This is a genomic window from Roseofilum capinflatum BLCC-M114 (genome assembly GCF_030068505.1).
GTDB classification, from domain to species: domain Bacteria; phylum Cyanobacteriota; class Cyanobacteriia; order Cyanobacteriales; family Desertifilaceae; genus Roseofilum; species Roseofilum capinflatum.
Genome location: NZ_JAQOSO010000036.1, coordinates 23,818 through 42,168 on the forward strand (window position 1 = coordinate 23,818; position 18,351 = coordinate 42,168).

19 protein-coding genes are annotated in these 18,351 nt (G+C 46.7%); 9 read left to right on the top strand and 10 right to left on the bottom strand.

What is annotated here, in order from left to right; genetic code table 11:
* The first annotated feature begins 213 nt into the window (after positions 1-213).
* The 3 genes from PMG25_RS07600 to PMG25_RS07610 all read left to right on the top strand — a co-directional run bounded on the left by PMG25_RS07600 (position 214) and on the right by PMG25_RS07610 (position 2,550).
* Positions 214-1,644 (top strand): form I ribulose bisphosphate carboxylase large subunit, encoded by a 1,431-nt coding sequence (locus PMG25_RS07600; RefSeq protein WP_283766297.1) that lies wholly within the window; start codon positions 214-216, stop codon positions 1,642-1,644.
* 125 nt (positions 1,645-1,769) lie between these two features.
* Positions 1,770-2,156, top strand: a complete 387-nt coding sequence (gene rcbX / locus PMG25_RS07605) for a RuBisCO chaperone RbcX (RefSeq protein WP_283766298.1) — start codon at positions 1,770-1,772, stop codon at positions 2,154-2,156.
* A gap of 52 nt (positions 2,157-2,208) precedes the next feature.
* The gene (locus PMG25_RS07610; protein ID WP_283754699.1) at positions 2,209-2,550 is read left to right on the top strand and encodes a ribulose bisphosphate carboxylase small subunit; all 342 of its coding nucleotides are present in this window, start codon (positions 2,209-2,211) and stop codon (positions 2,548-2,550) included.
* 124 nt (positions 2,551-2,674) lie between these two features.
* Here PMG25_RS07610 and PMG25_RS07615 read toward each other — a convergent pair whose 3' ends face one another.
* The 9 genes from PMG25_RS07615 to PMG25_RS07655 form a co-directional block, all read right to left on the bottom strand.
* Positions 2,675-3,628 (bottom strand): NAD-dependent epimerase/dehydratase family protein, encoded by a 954-nt coding sequence (locus tag PMG25_RS07615; RefSeq protein ID WP_283766299.1) that lies wholly within the window; start codon positions 3,626-3,628, stop codon positions 2,675-2,677.
* 422 nt (positions 3,629-4,050) lie between these two features.
* Complete coding sequence (locus tag PMG25_RS07620; protein ID WP_283766300.1) at positions 4,051-5,709, bottom strand: O-linked N-acetylglucosamine transferase, SPINDLY family protein; 1,659 nt, start codon at positions 5,707-5,709, stop codon at positions 4,051-4,053.
* Between the two features lie 18 nt (positions 5,710-5,727).
* Positions 5,728-6,111, bottom strand: coding sequence for a toxin-antitoxin system TumE family protein (locus tag PMG25_RS07625; protein ID WP_283766301.1), 384 nt, complete (start codon positions 6,109-6,111; stop codon positions 5,728-5,730).
* Positions 6,101-6,433 (bottom strand): hypothetical protein, encoded by a 333-nt coding sequence (locus PMG25_RS07630; RefSeq protein WP_283766302.1) that lies wholly within the window; start codon positions 6,431-6,433, stop codon positions 6,101-6,103. Before PMG25_RS07630 ends, PMG25_RS07625 begins: the two co-directional genes overlap by 11 nt.
* A gap of 138 nt (positions 6,434-6,571) precedes the next feature.
* Positions 6,572-6,718, bottom strand: a complete 147-nt coding sequence (locus tag PMG25_RS07635) for a hypothetical protein (RefSeq protein ID WP_283766303.1) — start codon at positions 6,716-6,718, stop codon at positions 6,572-6,574.
* Positions 6,719-6,758: 40 nt separating this feature from the next.
* Entirely contained in the window at positions 6,759-8,660 is a 1,902-nt protein-coding gene (locus PMG25_RS07640; RefSeq protein WP_283766304.1) for an asparagine synthase-related protein, read from the bottom strand.
* A 159-nt stretch (positions 8,661-8,819) separates the two neighbouring features.
* A complete protein-coding gene (locus PMG25_RS07645; protein WP_283766305.1) occupies positions 8,820-9,281 on the bottom strand; it encodes a lasso peptide biosynthesis B2 protein in 462 nt (153 codons plus the stop codon).
* Positions 9,250-9,546, bottom strand: a complete 297-nt coding sequence (locus tag PMG25_RS07650) for a PqqD family peptide modification chaperone (protein ID WP_283766306.1) — start codon at positions 9,544-9,546, stop codon at positions 9,250-9,252. The genes PMG25_RS07645 and PMG25_RS07650 overlap by 32 nt, the downstream gene beginning before the upstream one ends.
* Positions 9,547-9,562: 16 nt before the next feature.
* Complete coding sequence (locus PMG25_RS07655) at positions 9,563-10,534, bottom strand: hypothetical protein (protein ID WP_283766307.1); 972 nt, start codon at positions 10,532-10,534, stop codon at positions 9,563-9,565.
* Between the two features lie 43 nt (positions 10,535-10,577).
* On the opposite strand from PMG25_RS07655, the gene PMG25_RS07660 reads away from it, so the two are divergent.
* On the top strand, positions 10,578-10,868 hold the full coding sequence (locus PMG25_RS07660; protein WP_283766308.1) for a hypothetical protein: 291 nt from the start codon (positions 10,578-10,580) through the stop codon (positions 10,866-10,868).
* On the top strand, positions 10,865-12,658 hold the full coding sequence (locus PMG25_RS07665; protein WP_283766309.1) for an ABC transporter ATP-binding protein: 1,794 nt from the start codon (positions 10,865-10,867) through the stop codon (positions 12,656-12,658). The genes PMG25_RS07660 and PMG25_RS07665 overlap by 4 nt, the downstream gene beginning before the upstream one ends.
* 2 nt (positions 12,659-12,660) lie before the next feature.
* Here PMG25_RS07665 and PMG25_RS07670 read toward each other — a convergent pair whose 3' ends face one another.
* Positions 12,661-13,890 (bottom strand): nucleotidyltransferase domain-containing protein, encoded by a 1,230-nt coding sequence (locus PMG25_RS07670; RefSeq protein ID WP_283766310.1) that lies wholly within the window; start codon positions 13,888-13,890, stop codon positions 12,661-12,663.
* Positions 13,891-14,041: 151 nt separating this feature from the next.
* On the opposite strand from PMG25_RS07670, the gene PMG25_RS07675 reads away from it, so the two are divergent.
* The 4 genes from PMG25_RS07675 to PMG25_RS07690 all read left to right on the top strand — a co-directional run bounded on the left by PMG25_RS07675 (position 14,042) and on the right by PMG25_RS07690 (position 18,012).
* Positions 14,042-15,397, top strand: a complete 1,356-nt coding sequence (locus PMG25_RS07675; RefSeq protein ID WP_283766311.1) for a TrkH family potassium uptake protein — start codon at positions 14,042-14,044, stop codon at positions 15,395-15,397.
* A 213-nt stretch (positions 15,398-15,610) separates the two neighbouring features.
* Positions 15,611-16,309 (top strand): potassium channel family protein, encoded by a 699-nt coding sequence (locus PMG25_RS07680; RefSeq protein WP_283766312.1) that lies wholly within the window; start codon positions 15,611-15,613, stop codon positions 16,307-16,309.
* Positions 16,310-16,331: 22 nt separating this feature from the next.
* Positions 16,332-17,489, top strand: a complete 1,158-nt coding sequence (locus PMG25_RS07685) for an anhydro-N-acetylmuramic acid kinase (protein ID WP_283766313.1) — start codon at positions 16,332-16,334, stop codon at positions 17,487-17,489.
* Positions 17,490-17,562: 73 nt separating this feature from the next.
* A complete protein-coding gene (locus PMG25_RS07690) occupies positions 17,563-18,012 on the top strand; it encodes a hypothetical protein (protein ID WP_283766314.1) in 450 nt (149 codons plus the stop codon).
* Positions 18,013-18,351 lie beyond the last annotated feature (339 nt).

Genomic DNA, 18,351 nt, shown 5'->3' on the forward strand with positions numbered 1-18,351 from the left:
GACCCCCAAAATCGAGTTTTATATTTTCTTAATAAAGATACACTTTTGTCAATCTTGTTGTGATAAAGCTTAACAATCCCTGTAAACATAAGTAAGGATTATTTGCAAAACAAGTAGAAGTGAACAAAAAGAGGCCCGAATCTTGATATATTCTTAAACATCTAGCCAATCGGCACAAAACGTATTAAGTGCTAGTTTTTAGGAAGGGATTTCATGTCTTACGCTCAAACTCAAGCCCAGTCTAAATCTGGGTATCAAGCTGGTGTAAAGGATTATAAGTTAACCTACTACACACCAGATTACACACCGAAAGATACCGACGTTCTAGCCGCATTCCGGATGACCCCCCAACCGGGCGTTCCTCCCGAAGAAGCAGGCGCTGCGGTAGCTGCGGAATCATCCACCGGAACCTGGACAACCGTATGGACTGACCTATTAACCGATCTCGATCGCTACAAAGGTCGTTGCTACGATATTGAATCGGTTCCCGGAGAAGATAACCAATACATTTGTTATGTAGCTTATCCTCTGGATCTATTTGAAGAAGGTTCCGTAACCAATATGTTGACCTCCATTGTAGGTAACGTATTTGGTTTTAAAGCCTTGCGTGCCCTGCGTTTAGAAGATATGCGGATTCCCATCGCCTATCTGAAAACCTTCCAAGGCCCTCCCCACGGAATCACCGTAGAACGGGACAAACTCAACAAATATGGTCGTCCCCTGCTCGGTTGTACCATTAAGCCCAAACTCGGTTTATCCGCTAAAAACTACGGTCGTGCGGTATACGAGTGTCTGCGCGGTGGTCTAGACTTCACCAAAGACGACGAAAACATTAACTCCCAGCCCTTCATGCGCTGGAGAGACCGCTTCCTGTTCGTTCAAGAGGCGATCGAAAAAGCCCAAGCGGAAACCGGTGAAATCAAAGGTCACTACCTGAACGTAACCGCTCCCACCGTAGAACAAATGATGCAACGGGCCGAATTCGCCAAAGAAATCGGAACCCCCATCATCATGCATGACTACCTCACCGGAGGATTCACCGCCAACACCACCCTCGCCAGATGGTGTCGCGACAACGGCGTACTGCTGCACATTCACCGCGCCATGCACGCCGTTATCGACCGTCAAAAAGCCCACGGTATCCACTTCCGCGTTCTCGCCAAATGCTTACGCATGTCTGGTGGCGACCACCTGCACTCTGGAACCGTTGTCGGTAAACTCGAAGGTGAAAAAGGCATCACCATGGGCTTCGTTGACCTCATGCGCGAAGACCACATCGAACAAGACCGTCAACGCGGAATTTACTTCACCCAAGATTGGGCTTCCATGCCTGGTGTAATGCCCGTTGCTTCCGGTGGTATTCACGTATGGCACATGCCAGCTCTGGTTGAAATCTTCGGCGACGACTCCTGCTTACAGTTCGGTGGTGGAACCTTGGGTCACCCCTGGGGTAACGCTCCCGGTGCAACCGCTAACCGGGTCGCTCTCGAAGCTTGTATCCAAGCTCGTAACGAAGGTCGTAACCTCTTCCGTGAAGGCGGAGATGTCATCCGCGAAGCTTGCAAATGGTCTCCTGAATTGGCCGTTGCTTGCGAACTCTGGAAAGAAATCAAATTCGAGTTCGAGGCCATGGATACCGTCTAATCTCTGCCCAGAGTTAGAGCATCCGTTAAGAGGAAGAAAAGGCAAGAGTGTTGTTGATAACAATCTTGCCCCAGTTCTCCCTCTAAAATCGGGGATTCTTCCATCTTAGCGGCCGAGATCAGGACATGGATATTAAAAACGTTGCCAAAGCTACTAGCCGTGTACTGGCGAGTTATCTCACCTATCAAGCGGTCAAAGTAGTCACGAACCAGTTAAGAGAAACCAACCCCGGTGAAGCCGTTTGGCTCAGTGGATTTTCCTCAACAGGGAAAATTCAGGACGGAGAAGCCTATCTTGACGAGCTGTTCCAAGCCAAACCAGAGATGGCCTTCCGGGTGATGACAGTACGAGAACATCTTGCCCAAGAAGTTACTGATTTCTTACCTGAAATGGTTCGCAGTAATATTCAACAAAGCAATATGGAACATCGCCGTCAATATCTCGAACGGGTAACGCGACTTAATATCCCTGATTCTTCTTCTGATACCGAATCACCAGCCGATTCAGATTGATAATTGCTGGATCACTTCGAGTCCAAATTCTAGACACAACTGCTTAAAAACCATGCAAACTTTACCTAAAGAGCGCCGTTACGAAACGCTTTCTTATCTGCCTCCTCTGACTGATGCCCAGATCAAGATGCAAATCCAATACATTTTGGATCAAGGCTACATTGCTGGCGTGGAATTTAGTGAAGATTCCAGCCCCGAAATGCACTACTGGACGCTGTGGAAACTTCCCCTGTTCCACGCCAGAACCGTGAATGAAGTGATGGCTGAAATTGATGCTTGTCGTGCAGAATATCGCGAAAGCTATGTGCGGGTTATGGGATTTGACAACATTAAACAATGTCAAGTTCTGAGCTTCATTGTTCACAAACCCAATGCTAACCTCCGTCGTTACTAAGTTCTAACTTAGTCAATTAATCGGATTTGAGGAGGGGTAAGTCGCTTACCCCTCCTTTGCTGATCGAGCGGGATGAATCAGGAGTGATGCCATATTACAGCGCTTTGCGCTGTATTACTACAACTTAAAACTCTTGGCGAAACCATGCTAGAGTTCCTGATAAGCCATCTGATAGCGATCGCTCCAAAGAAAAGCCAGTGCCGAGCAGTTTTTGATTGCAGCCAATCCAGTGGATGGGATCGCCGCTTCTGCGATCGCCCGTAAAGACAATGCGATCGGGATGGCGATCGGCTAAAGTAACGATGAGGGTGGCTAGGTCGCGGATCGTGATTCCTTCAGCAGAGCAAACATTGAAGATTGGCGCATTGATTTTGGCTTCGTTCGCCAGCCATATCAAAGCGCGAGCGGCATCACTGACGTGAACGAAATCCCGCATTTCGCAACCATCGCCAAACAGCTTTATCGCCTCGTCAGAAAGCAGCGTTTTACACAAAATATCAAATATCACTTGTTTCTGTTGCCTCGGCCCGTAGAGAGAAAAAATCCGGGCGATCGCGCTTTGAAAGCCGTAGCACTGGGAAAAGACGCGAATGTACTCCTCAGCAGCCAACTTGCTCGCGCCGTAAGGAGAAATCGGTCGAGTCGCTGTCTGTTCGTCAATGGGAACTTGTCGGGGTTCCCCATAGACTGCTGCGGTTGAAGCATAGACCAAGCGACCGGAAAACCCACTGCTGCGGAGGGCTTCGAGCAGGTTAAAAGTTGCTACCAAATTTTGATTAAAATCCAGAGCCGGAGTTTTCACGGAATCGGCAAAATAAACGAATCCTGCCAGGTGGAAAACAGCATCAAAGTGCTGGTGAGCCAAAAGATCCAACAAATTTGGGCTAGTCAGATCCAGTTGGATAAAGTCCTGGGGCAACATCAAGGGTTCGGCTGCTGGCTCTTTTGCTTCCGGTGGATTTCTATCCATACCCGTCACATATCCGCCATGCTTTCTCAGTTGCTGGCAGACTACCCGTCCTAAAAAACCGCTTACTCCGGTTACGAGAATGTGCTTACCTTGAATTGCGATCGCCATTAATCTTTGTCATTAGCCTTACAATTGCCCCTCATATCAAGTCCGTTGCATCAGTTTAGTATAGTCAATTGGATTAAGGTTGAGACACGACGATACACACACAACCTGTCTAGAATACCCGTATCTGTAGGGGCGAGCGGCCGCTCGCCCCTACAAAAATGTCTCACTGTTATTTGAATTGACTATATGTCATTGCGAAGGTCGCGCAAGTGGAATGATATCAAGTCCGTTGGATCAGTTTAGTATGTCATTGCGAATGGAACGAAGTGGAATGAAGCAATCCCAACAATCTCGGAATCTTGGCGATTGCTTCCCTGCGGTCGCAATGACAAGTGTTTAACCGGACTTGATATGAAATGAAGCAATCCCAACAATCCCGGTAATCTTGGCGATTGCTTCCCTGCGGTCGCAATGACAACTATTTAACCGGACATGATATCACCCCTGACAGCATGTTCTAGAAAGTGTTCTAAGCCCTCAATGCAAGCCCTATCTGCATAAATCTTATGCTTGTTTTCCGCCATTCGCGCCCTCACCTGCTCTCGGAAAGGGGCATCTTTGCCCAGACGAATCGCGATCTCGACATAATCTTCCGGGGAGCTGGCAATAGTTTCCCTAACTCCCATGTGTTGCAGAATGCCACTGCTCACGCGCCCGCGCAAAAACTCCCCTGGCAGGGTGACAATGGGCAAATTGTAAGCAATTCCTTCTAGGGTAGTTGTAGTGCCAGCTACACCGATGCTGTCCAGGAAAATATCGGCGATATCGTTCAGGCGATGGTAACTGGCATGGGATAGGGCTGGCTGCATGACGACGTATTGTTGCATGTCCAGACCTTCAAGCGCAAACGCATTCTGCAATCGTTTGGTAAAGATTTTCGTCAGCGCTTCTGACGTTTTGTGCTTCAGAAAGATAAACTGACAGTCGCCCACTGCTTGGGCAATGCGCGGGTAGAACCAATCGTATTGTGGTAAATATTTAAACAGGGACTGGGTACAGAAGTAGGCTACGGCTGAAGAACGCAAGCCAAAGTCCTGGCGTTGCTCCGATGAAAGGGTTTCCTCTAGCGGGGTGTAGTACATGGAGAGATTGGGCAGTCGAACCAATTTTTCAGTGTACTGTTCTTCTGCCTGCTCTGGTTCGAGGAGCGCTGCGCTTAAACAATAATCAATCGTGGGCAAACCACTGGTAACATAGGTCGCCCAAGTGGTGACTTGAACCGGAGCCAGTCGCAAGGCTGAAAGCTGAATGCCCTTGGTAGTCATGCTGACTTCGGGATAGAGCAGGATATGGGACTCGTCGGCTTGGATGAGCTGTCCCCATTCCTCAATGGTATGAGAGCCGGTGACAAATTTGGCTAAACAATTCCGGGCAAATTCGGTTTCTTCATCCTCGGTTTTGTTGAGCGCGTAGCCAATGAGGTGAAATTTCTGGCGATCGAGTTGAGCGATCCAGCCTTTGAGAATATCTTTCCAGATCGAATGGCGATAAAAATGTCCCGAAACTATGCCGACTCGGATGGCTTCGTTTGGTTTGGGGGCAACGCTTGGCAGAGACTGCGCCCACTGGGGATAGCGATCGGCCATGATCCGGGTGATTATCTGCCCGTAAAGGCCCATTAAGTCTAGATCGTCCTGGCCCTGGTAAGCGAGATAAAAGGGCGCAATGCGGCCAACTGCGTATGCTAGAGCGGCGATCGCCTCTGGTTGAGCTTGGTCGATTTTCTCGCCCAAGGCGATCAACTGTTGCTGGTATTGCTGGCGACTGTGCCATACTTCCTCTGGCTGCCGATAGACAATGGGCAATTGCAGCATACAGCGATAAAAGTCCGGCTGTAGGGATTCTGGGTCAATTGCTGCTGCTTTGTGGCAACAATCCCATGCTTCTGGTAATTGACCGATCTGGTGATAGGCTTGTGCTAAAGCCAGATGGGTTTTGATACAGTTGGGTTCCACCTCCAGAGACCGCCGATACCAAGCAATGGCTAGGGCGCTGAGTTTGGGGTCTGGTGGATGCCGAAGAAAGGAAGCCGCTATGCGGTTGTATTCTGCTGCTTGGGCTGGTGGGTTGGGGTTAAGCAATATTAGTAATTCCTTACGCTATGGCAACAGTATTTCAATCTCCCTCAACACATCCTCCAAAATTGGAGCATTTGCAGAAACGATATTATCCTCGCTACCCTCATGCTTGTGATGGGGAAAGTTAGCTAAATTAAGCTTGTGATGATGTTCGGCATTATCATAGCGAAAAATCAGATGTTTTGAAGCATCCATATACTGGTACGAATACATATCGCGCTCTATGCCGTATTCAATATCTACATACTCGCGCCAGTGGAGAATCGAGCCATCCTTAAAAAGTATATTGCCACGAACAAAACCCTCATACTCAGTCCGCTTTTGGGAAAAGAACTCGAACGACTGCACTCCGGGATATCCTTCAATTGTGACGCGAATTTGCTGAAAATAATTCTCAATCGACAAACTCAATACCTTTCAATTGCTCTGCCTTTGCTCGCAAGCGCTTTAGCATCCGAGATTCGCCAATCCACTCATCAAAGTCAAAGGTATGCTGTAGCTCGTCGTTCTTGAAACGACGCAGAAACTCCTCAGTAGATTGCTGATACTTGGCCTCAAATTCCTGCAAGCGGTCTTCAGTTTGCCGAATTCCATCTGAGAGAGAACGCAATCGTTCTGCCATGGTTCTCTCTATGAATATCTTGAGCGCTTCTGGATCGCTACATCTAATCTTGAGTTCTGCCTTATCGCGTTTTTGTGCAACTACTCTATCGCTTGTTTCTAGCATCTGATTTACCTTCACTCCGCTCGAAAAACAATGGCTCTGATCGCAATTGGGGCCTAGAAACAGGGTCTAGAAACCCGGTTTCTTGAAGAAACCGGGTTTCTAATAGATCAAACCCTACTCAAGGGAGGTAATCCTGCATTAAGAAGGGACGGGTTGACATGCACCACTTTCAGCATTGGGTTGGAACGGACCGCTTTCTGTTTCTCGTACCGCAATTTTATTCAGCTCGGGGGCCAGCCAGATTTTTTTTGCCTGTTGCGGCTGGTTGTTTGGATCTGCATTCATAAGATTGAACTCCTTTCTCAGATTAAAGTGACGAAACTGATTAAATTCTAAAGCAATTGACGCAGGCTAGGGTAATCAACAGGACTTCTACATCCCGTTTCATTTCTTTGGTTTGGGATATCACCTCCTCTAACTTGTTTAAGTCTACATATTTAGCTGCTGGAAGATCGCCCTCCTTCCGGCAAAGCCGATCGCTCAAAACAGGTAGAGCTGCCGGCCATACGCGATCGAGGACGGCAAAAGCAGCAGCTTCTCGTTTAGAGCGGTTCCATTGTACTGCGGCTGGCAATATACCTTCAACGGCTCTACGCATCAAGGATCGTCCGCACCCCTGCTGTACGAACTGCTCTGGGGGCGTGCCAAGACAAAACTCCAGGATGCGTCGGTCGAGTAGGGGGTAAGAATAGAGCAGCCCCTGGCGATCGCCATTGACTGCCCAGGCTTCAATTCGTTTGGTCAAATGCCCGTTATTGAGCCAACGCCACTGATTTTCTTGAACTCCCGGACTCTCCTGCAAGGAGGGCCCACGCATTGACAAAACGGCATCTTCATGCTGCTGGGCAAAGCTGGGATTGATGCAGGTTATGGGGTAGCAACTGCTTCTACTGTTCCGGCCGTACCGCCAAGACCAGATCGCTTCGGGAATCAGGGGCAGTAAGACTTTCTTGTAGGCGACACGAGCATCTAATCTGAGAGCGTATAATAGGTTAGCGCCCTCCTGTTGGGACAAGCAACGAATTTCTCGATGCAGTTTCCTCCAACGTCCCCGCAAAAATAGCTCTGACCAAAAGCCCCAACCATGACCCGTAATCGCTTCGTCTCCACCCCAGCCCGAAAGCATGATGCGAACGTCATCTTGGGCGGCTTGCTTCTGGACGAGTTGTTCGCGAAACATCATCTCTGCTGGGTCGCGGCTGAAGTCTCGCATATAAGTTCTGACCACATCCTCCACCTTTAAGTCGATATATTGGCATTCAATGCCTTCTTGCTGACAAACGGCCTGGATTAACCGGCGCTCGTCATCGGGGCATTCACCTGTAGCTGGGGGCGGCGGAGACCAGGAATAGGCGGTGGGGGTTTTACCTTGCTGGCGGAGCAATTGGGCGGCGATCGCCGTTACACTAGAGGAATCTAACCCACCACTGAGGTGGCAGCCTACCGGGAAAGGGGTGCGAATGCGGCACTGCACCGCCTCCAAAAGTAACTCGCGCAACTGCTCTGCATAAGCTTCATCCGAGGGAAGACGCACTTCTCTTACATTATTGAGAGACCAGTATTGAGTCAGTTGGCTACTCTTTGCCGTCACCGTCAATTGATGAGCTGGCGGCAATTTGACAATATCGGCCAAAAACGTCTGGCGTTTTTCGGGAAAATAGGTGTCTTCCTGCAAATAAGCGGCTAGTAAAGGTTCGTTGGGGCGGTGCGGAACCTCCGAGCGAGCCAGCACCCCCTCAATATCGGAAGCAAAGATAAAGCTGCGATCGTTTTCGTAGTAATAAAATGGCTTAAAGCCCATATGGTCTCGACCGCAAAAAAGGATCTGCTCTTTTCGATCCCAGAGGGCAAAAGCAAATTCGCCGATGAGCCGACTTACACAGTCTTGCCCCCATTTTTCGTAAGCCAATAAAATTAGAATACTGTCGGGCATAGTTCGACCCTCGGCAGGTGGCACGTTTAGCGCTGCCAATAGTTCCTGCCGATTATCGATGCGGGCATCGGCGGTCATCACCCAATTGGGATTCTGCCGATGGGCAATAGGCAATTTTTCGTGGAGAGATTCGGGAGTGGAGTGTAACATCAAATGACCCAACCCGACGGAATTTTCACACCAAGAACCTTGACCATCTTTACCCCAAGCTGCCATAGCTCTTCGCATCGGCTCGATGGTCTCTGGGGTGACTGCTGTACCGTCTTTATAAAAAATGCCGTAGATTCCGCTCAATGTTTGCCATCTCCCAAGAAATTAATGAGTTGTACAACGGGAAATGCCCTCTCCCTACATCCCTCTCCCACGGGAGAGGGACTTCTGCTTAAAAAGGGGGATTTAGAGAGCTGAAGTGTTGGATAATGAAGTATAAATAGTATAAGGTTTGACACAGCCCTAGCTACCGAAAAAAGAAATAACCTTAAATTGAGATTCAATTGCGCCACCAGTGATAATTTCTTGGCCGACTCTGAGCCACGCATGGGCTTCGAGTTTATCGGCATTTTTTTTCAGACCCAGATAGAGGGTGCTGGCAATCTTGCGCCGCCGCAACATGATCTTAGCGGCGATCGCCTGTGCCAAACAGTTGCTGCGCCAGGGGGTATAGCGGCTGCTGGTGGCGATCGCCCAAGCGATCTGCTCAACTACTGCCTGTTCTGCTGGCTGAATGCCGTCTTCTGAGGTTTCTTGGTTGAGACCCCCCAAATAGGGCGCGATCCACCGAAAAGGAAAAAGCAGCACGCAGCCTCGCGCTAAACCGAGCCAGAGAAACGCTTCTAGGAAAGCCATTTTTCTGTGGCTCGGTTGTTGCCAAAATAGAGCGGCTTTATTCTGCAATAATGCGAACCAGTTTTTCATCGATGATCTTCTGGATAAAAGGCAACACATCTTGCTGACAGGTTCGAGCGTCTACGTCAAACTCCTCTTGCAGCAGGCCGCAGAGTTCGGCCACACTCAAAGGTTGCTCCAGTAGCTCCCAGATGCGCGTGCCGACTGGGTTCGTACCGTAGTAGCTATCGCTCTCTATGTTCATCATCACCAGTTCGTCCTCCAGATTGGAGGCCAAAATATCTGGGTTGCGAACGAGTTTTTGAGTCAGAGTAATGGTTTGATTCGATCCCATAAAAAACACCTTATTTTTATTCAAACTCCAGAGAAACCCGGTTTCTTTGAGAAACCGGGTTTCTAGCGTTTATAGCCATATCTTCTTCCAGACATTCGATCACTTGGCCGAGGGAAAAATAGCTTTGTGGTCGAACCACCCGTTTTACCTTCCTAGAGCCGAGGACTTGAGAAATTTGTTGGAAAACGTTTTCTCTCACGCCCAGACCTTTAATAAATTCTACTCGGAATACATTCTTCATCAATGCCTCAAACTGTTCCACTTTGGTTAAAGAGGTGACTGAAACCGTGGACACATCAGCAGGGTTGAGCCAATAGATACGGTACAATTTGCTGGGATGGCTGGCCAGCAACTCTGGCAAATATTTCGTATATTTGTCTTCTTTGTGCCACACCCGTTGCATGGTCTGGCGATCGTAGTCGAGCTGTTGTAAGGTATCGTTCCACAAGCGAATTTGAGCCAAAGCAGGACAAACTTGCGGCCCTTGGTCTGGAGAACAGTCGATCGCACACAAGTCATCGGCTAACATCTGATAACCGGTTTTTAGGAATCCAGCCGCTAAGGTTGATTTGCCTGCACCCGAACGACCCAGAAATATAATAGCACCGCGATCGCTCTCAACAGCGCTGGCATGGAGGATTAAACGACCGCGTTGGTGCAGCAAGGAGCCGAAACCTTGGGAGAAAAGATAGAGACGTATGAGTTCTTCAGGACAACCGGCAGCAGGATCGATGATAATCTCTTTGCCATCAAGCACCAAATATTTGGCAATCTCATCCACTTTTAGCAGATAAGCTCCTGGTTTGATTTGACTGAACCAGTCCTCATAGACCGGTTCTATGAGGCGATCGCTGACAGGGCCAACAGAAATGCGGACATCAAAATCGGAGTCATTGCCAGAGTAGGGGCGCAATTCAGGACAGACTAGCTCAGAGGCAATATTCAAGCCACAAACCGTATATCGATAGAGAGTGTTCGATTCTTTCATAGCAATCCGCTTGTTGAATGTGATGGCTTAGAAAACCGGTTTTTTGAAAAAACGGGGTTTCTTGCTCCGGCAATATCTGCGCTATCCATTTTTACCTAACCTCTCCATTTTCTCCAACAACGGGGCGATCGCGGTCAATTTTGGCCCAATCGATAAGATAGATAAACCGCTCAGATATACTGGTTTAGAGATACAGCAGTTTTCGCTGTTATGGTGTACAGTCTTAACGGCTCAAAGCCATGTACCACAACCCTATTCCCTATTCCCTAGCGCGAAGCGCTATATCCGTCTCGGTCACCCATTCAAGTCCCTGTTCAATTATTCCCCATTTTGAAAGATAAACTGCAACTGCTCAAAAATCTGAAAAGAGCGATCGGTCTAGTGTGGCAGAGTACACCATTTTGGACATCTTGTACGATTATTCTCGTGTTTTTACAAGGTGTATTACCCTTAGCCTCCCTGTATTTAATGAAGTTACTCATCGATACAGTGACTGCGGGGATTGGCAATGGCATGTCGGCCTTTTATGATGTCCTGAAGATCGTTCTTCTGGTGGGAATAACGGCACTCATCACCAATCTTTTACGGTCTTTATCGGGATATGCTACCCAAGCTCAATCCCAGATTGTTACCGATTTTGTCAATGATATTTTACACAGTAAATCCGTTGAACTTGACTTAGAATATTACGAAAACGCTAATTTCTATAATTCCCTGCACCGCGCTCAACAAGAAGCCAGCTATCGACCGCAAAACTTACTGAATAATTTGCTACAGTTGGCTCAAAATGCGATTTCTCTGGTGGCGATCGCCGGATTACTGCTTTCCCTCCATTGGTCAATTAGTATCGTCTTATTAGCCGCAGCACTTCCAGTCTTATTCGTTCGCTTACAGCAGAGCAAAATACTCTATCGACAGCAAAAAACTTGGACAGCAAAAGAACGTATGGCCTGGTACTTTCACTGGATGCTGACCATCGAAAGTTATGCCAAGGAAGTCCGGCTATTCGATCTCGGAGCTTTGTTCCGAAGACGCTACCATAACCTACGACAGGACATTCGTCAAGAAAAGTTAGCTCTGGCTCGAAAACGGGCGATCGCCGATTTTTTAACTCAACTCAGTGGAATTCTCGCTCTTTTTGCCGTATTTAGCCTTATTGCCTATCAAACCATTCAAGGACAGATCACCCTAGGAAGTTTGGTGATGTATTATCAAGGTTTTCAACGGGGACAGGCATTTTTAGGCCAACTTCTGTCTAGTTTTGCCGGTTTATACGAAAATAGTTTATTTCTTTCCCATCTTTACGAATTCCTAGACTTAAAACCCACGATTGCTAATCCGATCTATCCCCAATGGGTTCCCCAACCCATCAAACAGAGCTTGAAATTTGAAAATGTTTCTTTTCAATATCCCCATAGCAGTCGTCCCTTACTCCAAAACATTAATCTCACCATTCCCGCAGGAGAAACAGTCGCCTTAGTCGGAGAAAATGGAGCCGGAAAAACCACCCTAATTAAATTATTATGTCGCCTCTACGATCCGACTTACGGACGAATTACCATTGATGGCATTGACTTACGGGAATTCAATGTTGTAGATTGGCGACGACAAATTAGTGTGGTATTTCAAGATTATGTCCGCTACAGTTTAACCGTTCGAGAAAATATTGGTTTGGGAAATATTGCCCACATGGACAATCATCCTGATATTATCGAAGCCGCCCAAAAATCAGGAGCAGAGAAGGCAATTTCTAGACTCCCTAAAGGCTATGATACCATGTTAGGAACCCAATTTGAGGAAGGAGAAGAATTGAGTATTGGGGAATGGCAAAAAGTAGCGATCGCCCGCGCCTTTTTGCGTCATGCTCAACTGCTGATTCTCGACGAACCCACCAGCGCACTCGATCCTGAAGCAGAATATGAAGTGTTTGAAAAATTCCGTCAACTGATTGAAGGAAAAACGGCTATTCTAATCAGCCATCGCTTGTCTACCGTTAAGATGGTCGATCGCATCTTTGTTTTAGCTAATGGTAGAATTGTAGAAACAGGTTGCCACGAAGAGTTGTTACATCTCGGTGGAACTTATGCCCGTTTATTTTCTATTCAATCCAAGTATTATCAATAAAGTTAACCTTTGAATGAATTCCAGAGAGATGATATTTTTTTGGGGTCAATCTTATAGGTTTTGATTAACCTAACTATCCGCAGGGGATAATAGAGAAAGAACAAGAACCTGGGCAGAGCAAGAGCTTCTCGATCGCTTGCATTTACACGAAAAGTAATCTTCAAAACATATTGCAGCTTACTCCATAACGTGATTTCTCTTTTCTCCCACAAACTGACAATATAGAAGATATAGCTATATTCCATGTTTTTATGATACATATATGCTTCATGTTGTCTGGCAAGTTTCACCACTTCTGGAAACTGCTTCAGCTTTTCTGAAAATCTTTCAGGAAGGGAAACTTGTAGATAGGTTTGGGCGATCGCAATTCCTAGCAAAAATACGCGATCGTTCTCATCCGTTCCACATTGAGCGATGACTTTCTGCCAATTTGCTTCTGGATAAGTCTGAATTAAGGCTCCAAAATCACAGATTCTTTTTAATGAATTCCAACTGTCTTTTGCTCCCTGTAGATAACCAAGAGCGAGACAATTTTCTGGAGAGAAGGTGGCGACTTCTTTACCCGAAAGAGATAAAGTTTGCAAGTTATCGAAAAACGATTCCTTCTCGATCTGTAGATAAAAGTTTTGTGGCGTTAACTTATAATGCAGGTCGATATTGACTCGGCCATCGGGTAACACCATCTGAGCTTCTCCAATACTCTCTTCAAGTCCACCAAAGTGTTTGTCATAATACCCTTGCTCGATCAGTACATCTTTAGCTTTAGAATAATCTTCAGGACGCACTAAAACATCCAAATCAGAAAACTCTCGAAGTCCCATATTGCCATAGGCTAAGTGTGCCCAGATTGGCCCCTTAAAAGGAATAGCTTGGATCTTATGTTCTGCAAATAATTTAAGCGTTTGTAACAATTTATTGGTCAAAAATAAATTATACGTCATCCGTTTTTGAGCTTCGTTTTCTATTCTCTCAAATACAGATAAAGGCACGCCCTGTGACTGATTTTGTTTTAGGGTTCGATAGAGCAGCATAAATACATTCTGATTCACTGCATTTTGAAGCAGAATATCCCAATCTAAATCAGTTCTTAGCAAATCTTGAACGTCAGAAGCCTTGGCTGAATTGAGTTGAGAACGAATACAGCACAACAGGAATTGATTTTCAGATGAATCAATTTTAGTGGGAGTGGATATTTGCAAGTCTAAGGATGGTTGGTCTATTTTTTTAATCATGTTTTAGTATTATACATTAAAATTGAAATCTATAGTAACCTGATTAACTTAAGGGAAAGTGTTCGGTCACAGATGCAGTGATGGAACCCTTGGTGATTTATAATGAGCATTGAATCCTAAGCCCATTTTTAATTGTTAATTGTTAATTGATATGAGTGTTGCCCGTACCATTTGTCTTGGTTTTTTGGCCGTCATTGCGATCGGTACACTGTTACTGATGCTACCGTTTGCCATCACCTCAGAAGGTTTCGCCACCATCGACGGGCCCCTCGATTACATGATGAAAGCTCTATTTACGGCCACCTCCTCCGTCTGTGTCACCGGCTTATCCATTGTTGATGTCAGTCAATTCTATACTTTTTGGGGACAACTGTTTCTCTGCTTGCTCTTCCAAGTCGGGGGGTTAGGCTACATGACGGCAACCACCTTTCTGCTGCTGTTGTTGGGGCGACAGTTGGGACTCAGGGATAAACTCGCCATTCAGCAGTCTCTGGACACTCAGGGGATGGAAGGGGTGGGGCAGTTGGTGCGATCTATTATTGCTGTGACCTTAATTTTTGAGATTACCGGTATCTTTCTCTTAATGCAAGTGTTTCAACCCGATTATGGCGATGCCCAAGGCTTATGGTTAGCCATTTTTCACAGCATTAGCGCCTTCAATAATGCCGGATTTAGCCTCTTTAGTGATAGTCTCTCTTCCTATGCTACGTCCACTCCCCTAGTCACTGTAATTACCGCCTTAATTATCCTGGGGGGCATTGGCTATCAAGTGATCATGGAACTCTATACTTGGTTCTATCGGCGCGTGATTAAGCGCAATCAAGGATTTACTTTTTCCCTCCATTTTAAGATTGTCACCAGTACCAATATCGCCCTGTTTGTGATTGGGGCACTCGCCTTTTTTCAAACCGAATTTTATAATCCAGCTACTTTAGACTCCTTGGATCTCTGGGAAAAGGTTTTAGCCGCTTGGTTCCAATCTGTGACCACGAGAACGGCTGGATTTAATACCATTGATATTGGTCAAATGACCATCACTTCCTTATTTATCACCATTCCCTTAATGTTTATTGGCGCGAGTCCCGGTAGCACCGGGGGAGGAATCAAAACCACGACCTTTAGAATTTTACTCAGTGCAACTAGAGCCGCTCTGCAAGAGCGAGATCAAGTCTTGTGTTATAAACGGCAAATTCCCAATGTTTTACTCATTAAGGCGGTAGGGGTGATTATTGCTTCGCTGTTTGTGATTATTTGTGGCACAATTTTAGTCAGCATTGCTTCTGAAGATATTGAATTTTTAGCTATCTTTTTTGAAGTTGTTTCTGCCTTTAGTACGGTTGGTTTATCTACGGGAATTACGGCTAGTTTATCTCAATTTTCTAAGCTAGTGATTATCCTGATTATGTATATCGGTAGAGTGGGTATTTTATTGCTTATGGCTTCTTTTTATCAAAATACGAAACCCAAGGTTATTCGCTATTCTGAAGAAGATTTATTAATTGGATAATATTAAGTTCGGGTAATCAATTAAACTATACCAGTCAGGTGGGCAGGGTCTGGTTGTAGAATTGGCTGATGTGGTGAAGAAATTTGGTTTCTGAGGTCTTGCCCTCTTGAATCCTACCCATCCTTAGATTATCCTAGAAATCATGGACAATAAAAATATAAACTCTAAACTTGAAATTTGGAGTACCCATATGAACTCAGGGGAGATCGTGCAGTGAAAAAAGAATCTTTCGGGTGGTTTCGTCGCTTGCGTCAAAATAATCAACAGTTTGCGGTGATTGGTTTAGGACGGTTTGGGCAAGCTGTTTGTTTAACCCTGTATAATATGGGCTATGAGGTTATGGGGATTGATTCGAGCGAACATCAAGTCAATCAAGTCATCAATAGTCAGATTGCAACCCATGTTTTGCAGTTAGACTCTACCGATCCAATGGCATTGAAACAGGCGGGTGTATTTGAGTTTGATACGGTGATTGTGAGTATTGGCAACTATGTGGAAGAAAGTATAATCACTACATTAAACTTGAAAGAAGCAGGAGTTAAATTTGTGGTGGCGAAAGCTTCTTCTAAAATTCATGAAAAATTACTGAATAAGGTGGGAGCGGATTGGGTGGTGTTCCCGGAATATGAAATGGGATGTAATTTGGCGATTTCTTTGACGAAACCGAATATTTTAGAGCGGGTAGAACTCGATCCAGAGAATAGTATGGTGGAATTGTTGGTTCCTGAAGAGTTTGCGGGGAAAACGTTATTAGAGTTGGATTTGAGAAATGAGTATGGGTTAACGATGATTGCGATTAATCATCAGGGGCAGAAGCTGGAGGTGAACCCGACTGCGACTCAACGGATGGAAAAAGGCGATTCTATGGTGTTAATTGGCCATAATAAGGCGATTAATCGACTGCCGGTTTAGGAATGAATAAATTCGTGGTAAAATGATGCATATTATTGGTTTAATTAGTGGAACATCAGCAGATGGGATTGATGCGGTGCTGGTGGAAGTTTCTGGGGAAGGATATGATTTAAGGGTGAATTTGATGGCAGGGGAAACCTATGCTTATGGGGAGGAGCTGCAACGGGAAATTTTGGCGATCGCCTCTGGCGCATCCCTCTCCCTTCCCCAACTGGCTAATCTTGATGACCAAATTGCCCACGCCTTTAGCCAAGCTGCCCTTAACATACAGCAAGGACATCCCCCCGCCCAACTCATTGCCTCCCACGGGCAAACCGTCTTCCATCGTCCCCCCAATGGAGGACTCGGTTATAGCCTGCAACTCGGACGCGGAGAGGCGATCGCCTACAATACCCGTATTCCCACCATCAGTAACTTTCGCCAAGCCGATATGGCCGCCGGTGGCCATGGGGCCCCCCTTGTCCCCCCCGTAGATGCCTGCCTCCTCAGCCATCCCACCCACAGCCAATGTATCCAGAATCTAGGCGGCATTGGCAATCTAACCTATCTACCCGCCAACAGTCATCAACACCTCGACCAAGTGCGGGGATGGGATACCGGCCCCGGAAATAGCCTCCTAGATCTAGCCGTAGAGCAGCTCACCAACGGCGCTCAACACTATGATAATCAGGGCGCATGGGCCGCCAGTGGAACCCCCTGCCAACCCCTAGTCAACCAGTGGATGCAAGACCCCTATTTTCAGCAACCGCCCCCCAAATCCACCGGCCGCGAATATTTTGGGCTAGACTTCTGGCAGCGCTGTTGGCAACAGAGCCAAGCCTATGACCTCTGTGATGCCGATCGCCTAGCCACCCTCACCGAATTTACCGCCGTTTCCGTCGTCCAAAACTATCGCCAATTTCTGCCCCAGATGCCCGATCGCGTGCTACTGTGTGGGGGAGGTAGTCGTAATCTGTACCTCAAAGACCGTATACAACACCACCTAAATCCCATTCCAGTCCTCACAACTGAAGAAATGGGCTTAAATGCCGAATTTAAAGAAGCGATCGCCTTTGCCATCCTCGGTTATTGGCATCATCTCGGTATTCCCGGTAATCTCCCCCAAGTCACCGGGGCCAACTCTTGGCAAATTCTGGGACACCTGCACCCCGTTGGGAGCAACCTGCCAACAATGTTATGATTAGTAACCATATCATAAGCACTGTTGCTTAAAACTTGAACCCATCTGAGACAACGATTTAGAGGCGATCGACGTGGCTCATACATTCTTAATGGAACCAGGACGCTGGACAATTGAAGGGAACTGGCTAGAAAAAGATGGTCTACCCCTCGCCATCCGAGGAGCCACCTTAGTCCGATGGTCTCAAGATAATTGGTTTACCATGGTCATGAAACTAACCTTTACCGACAGCGATCGCCCCCCCATCTCCTTTCAGTACAAAGGCCGCCTCGACAGTGGCGAACGCCAATATACCTTTGTTCTCCAACACAGCGTCCTCGGAAAAGTCGAAGGAGAAGGTTGGGTCGCCCCCGACTCCATTATTCAGCGCTATTGGGTTCTCGGAGATAAACAACGCCGTAGTAGCTTTGAAACCCTCTATCGCATCGACTACGACACCTATCATCTCTCCAGTGCAGTCATGGCAGGACACTACTTAACCAGTGCCATGGAAGCCCGATTAGAACGACAAACCGAAACCTAAACCGGGTAAACCCCTCCGAACTCAAGCTACAATAAAAGGATAATGATCGACTGTCACGATCGTCGAACCCATTACAATTGAAAAATCCAACACCCTTCTCAAACCGATCTCCTATATCTGAGGGAGTAGCGATCGGTCTGTGGGTTAGAGTAGACGGTAAAACGCAAAAGGAACAGCAGAATTTAGATTAGGTGCATTTGCTCTCCTTACCCAATACCGTCATTAAGTATAAGAATAATTCCAGTTGATTCCAGTATTCTGGTGTAACGTCTAATGAGTGACCCCAATATTGGCCGTGTTCTATTTAATCGCTATGAGCTTGTCGAACTTCTTGGTAAG

Excerpts from the sequence above, each read along its gene's own strand:
- PMG25_RS07600 (WP_283766297.1), top strand. The coding sequence starts at position 214 with ATGTCTTACGCTCAAACTCAAGCCCAGTCTAAATCTGGGTATCAAGCT.
- rcbX (WP_283766298.1), top strand. The coding sequence starts at position 1,770 with ATGGATATTAAAAACGTTGCCAAAGCTACTAGCCGTGTACTGGCGAGT.
- PMG25_RS07610 (WP_283754699.1), top strand. The coding sequence starts at position 2,209 with ATGCAAACTTTACCTAAAGAGCGCCGTTACGAAACGCTTTCTTATCTG.
- PMG25_RS07615 (WP_283766299.1), bottom strand. The coding sequence starts at position 3,628 with ATGGCGATCGCAATTCAAGGTAAGCACATTCTCGTAACCGGAGTAAGC.
- PMG25_RS07630 (WP_283766302.1), bottom strand. The coding sequence starts at position 6,433 with ATGCTAGAAACAAGCGATAGAGTAGTTGCACAAAAACGCGATAAGGCA.
- PMG25_RS07635 (WP_283766303.1), bottom strand. The coding sequence starts at position 6,718 with ATGAATGCAGATCCAAACAACCAGCCGCAACAGGCAAAAAAAATCTGG.
- PMG25_RS07645 (WP_283766305.1), bottom strand. The coding sequence starts at position 9,281 with ATGAAAAACTGGTTCGCATTATTGCAGAATAAAGCCGCTCTATTTTGG.
- PMG25_RS07650 (WP_283766306.1), bottom strand. The coding sequence starts at position 9,546 with ATGGGATCGAATCAAACCATTACTCTGACTCAAAAACTCGTTCGCAAC.
- PMG25_RS07655 (WP_283766307.1), bottom strand. The coding sequence starts at position 10,534 with ATGAAAGAATCGAACACTCTCTATCGATATACGGTTTGTGGCTTGAAT.
- PMG25_RS07670 (WP_283766310.1), bottom strand. The coding sequence starts at position 13,890 with ATGATTAAAAAAATAGACCAACCATCCTTAGACTTGCAAATATCCACT.
- PMG25_RS07675 (WP_283766311.1), top strand. The coding sequence starts at position 14,042 with ATGAGTGTTGCCCGTACCATTTGTCTTGGTTTTTTGGCCGTCATTGCG.
- PMG25_RS07685 (WP_283766313.1), top strand. The coding sequence starts at position 16,332 with ATGATGCATATTATTGGTTTAATTAGTGGAACATCAGCAGATGGGATT.